The 2,760-nt window shown below is 58.3% G+C and carries 1 protein-coding gene; it reads right to left on the reverse strand.

Annotated elements, in window-relative coordinates:
- Positions 1–492: 492 nt before the first annotated feature.
- Positions 493–2,526, reverse strand: a complete 2,034-nt coding sequence (locus H5U08_RS15050; RefSeq protein WP_297034828.1) for an ABC transporter ATP-binding protein — start codon at positions 2,524–2,526, stop codon at positions 493–495.
- Between the last annotated feature and the right edge of the window lie 234 nt (positions 2,527–2,760).

Raw genomic sequence — 2,760 nt, forward strand, 5'->3', positions numbered from 1 at the left:
GTCCGGCTCTCGGAACGACTTGCGGACATCCTGAAGGAGCAGCAGAGGTGCTTCATCTTGGGGAAATGTCATAAGGCCTGCGCCTGTCCAAAAAACTGCAAAATTGAGCGTCAGTCAGCTAGACATTCTCACCCACCGATACGGTAGATCGGTGCGGATGGTTCATTTTTCGAGCACATGACGGCCGAGCGAGAATCGATTTCCGGGCGAATTTTGCCGGATAGGCCGCCGGTGCCGCACGCGGGACCTCGCTAAAGCCGATTTTACTCTCGGCGACGCGGCTTCGGAAACCCAGCCAAAACCACGGTCACGAGGACGCCGAAAGCGAAACAAGAGAGGGGCTTTCTCCCAGATGGGGCAGCCGAACCTTCGCCGAACGAATCAATGGGTTGGCAAAAGCCGCATAATCGTTAGTCAAAATTGACTGCTCTCCGGCGGGAAGCCTGCCATGTGAGATCACATGTCCTGATCGTTTTTCCCACCCAAGAAGAATCACGCGGCGCGGAGATCTTCGTATTGCAGCGAATGAAAGCGCCGATACATGGCCGACCGCGCAAGCAACTCGTCATGGCTGCCGATATCCACGATTTGGCCGTCCTGCATGAGCATCACGCGATCGGCGAGGCCGATCGAGCTCAGCCGATGGGTGATCATGATCGTGGTCCGACCGGTGATGAACTTCTCCAGCGCCTCCTGAATGAGTTGCTCACTTTCCACGTCGATTTGACTGGTGGCCTCATCGAGGATGAGGATGGCGGGATCCCGAAGAATCGCCCGGGCCAGCGCGATCCGCTGACGCTGCCCCCCGGACAGGCCGGCCCCCATCGGGCCGAGAACCGTGTCGTAACCATTGGGAAGTTGCTCGATGAAATGATGCGCATGGGCTGCCCGTGCCGCATCAACCGCCTGTTCATCGGTGGCGTGGGGCGAACCATACTTGATGTTGTTGAGGATTGTGTCGTGGAAGAGAACCGGTTCCTGGGTTACCAGGCCAATCTGTTTGCGGAGGGATCGCAGGCGGATATCCGGAAGCGGCACGCCGTCTAATCGAATTTCTCCCTGCTGGGGATCGAAGAACCGGGGAATAAGCCCCACGAGCGTGCTTTTTCCGCAGCCACTCCCACCCACGATGACCAGCGTTTCCCCGAACGGAATCGTGAGGTTGATGTCGCGAAGGACTGGCCGATCGGGCACATAGCCGAACCAGACGTGGTCAAACACCAGGTGTTTCCGGTGCCGGGGGATGGATCGAGCGCCCGGCTTTTCGCGAACTTCCGGCACCTTTTCCAGAAGTGCGTAAACGCGATCGGTCGCCGCAAAGGCGGCCTGGAGGCCCGAGAACACGTCCGACAGTTTCCGCACCGGATCAGCGGCTCCCGCCAGGAGGGCGTAGAAAAGCACAAGTTCCGGCATGGATAGCGGTTGGGCGGAAATGGAGATTCCGAGGAAGCTCGCGTCCTGATGGAGAACAAGGTAGGCCCCGGCGATCATGGCCAGGCTGATGATGGTGATTCCCAGAACCTCCGTGACCGGATTGGTCAGCGCGTCGTACATGGCAATCTTCATACCCTTAACATAGTAGCGACGACAGGTATCAAAAAAGCGTCGTCGCTCATAGGGCTCCATGGTGAAGGCTTTGACGACCGGCAGGGCTCGCAGGGCCTCCTCCAGCGTTCCATAAAGCTGGGCCATCTCCTCCATCGCCCTGCGGTTGGCCTTTTTGAGAAGTCGGCCCAGACGCCAGATCGCCCAACCAGCCGGCGGAACCACCAGTAGAGAGAAAACGAGAAGCGGCCAACAAATGTAGGCGGCCCCAGCCAGGCAGGCGAACATTTTTAGTGGCTCACGCGTCATCTTGCCAAGCAGGATCGTCAATCCCCCGTGGATGGCGTTCATGTCGTGGGTGAATCGGCTCATCATCTGGGCAGCGCTTTCCTGACCCGGCCGATTGAGTTCCAGTCGCAGCGCATGGGCAAAAAGCTGACGGCGGAGCTGAAGGATCGTTTGATGGGCCACCCGAGCGACCAGGATGGAATTCGTCACCAGTGCGGCACTCTTGAGCACCGTGCCCAGCAAAAGCCAGCCGAGGATGAAACAGAGTGTCGAAAACGGATCTCGAGGCGTGAAACGCTGGATCCATGGCCGAAGCCACTCGTACTGGCGCTGCCGGAGTTGGACCTGAGCCAGTTCCGCCTCGAGTGTGCGTGCCCGGTGGGAAAGCTGGCTATGCGGAGGTTGTCCCGACCGCTGCGACCGAGCTCCCTGGTTTGGTAGCGCCTTGCTCGGGGAGTCGGCCATCGCGGCCAGCTCTTTCTTGATGGCTTGCTCCGCCTTGCGGCACTCTTCGATTTTCAGATCCACCCAGTAGTGAAGAGATTCCCCGCGGAATGCAACTTCCACGATGGGATAAATAGCCGATATGTTGCCTCCCCACAAAATCCCGACAATCAGCGCCGTGACGCTCACGCCCAGTAGCGCCAGGGGCTGTCGGATGACAAACCTCAGAATCTTCCCGAAGTTTTTCATAAACGGACAAACGATTTGCTGGTATCGAATTCACGAAGCCGCGTGATAAAGGGTTGTCATCGGCTGGGGTTCTGATCAAGTAAGTGCGCCAAATCAGACGTGTTTTACCAAATTCGCCGAAATCTCAAAAGATCAAACATCGAGAGGCTACCACCGGGCCAGAGTCATGTAGGCTGGGTGGCACTCGGCTTTTGGAGGGACGCCGTGGAAGGCGTCCACTGAACCTCCGAGGGG

It is taken from the genome of Thermogutta sp., assembly GCF_014359955.1.
In the GTDB taxonomy this organism is placed as follows: domain Bacteria; phylum Planctomycetota; class Planctomycetia; order Pirellulales; family Thermoguttaceae; genus Thermogutta.

Bases quoted from the DNA above. Each gene is read 5' to 3' on its own strand.
- H5U08_RS15050 (WP_297034828.1), bottom strand. From the start codon at position 2,526: ATGAAAAACTTCGGGAAGATTCTGAGGTTTGTCATCCGACAGCCCCTG.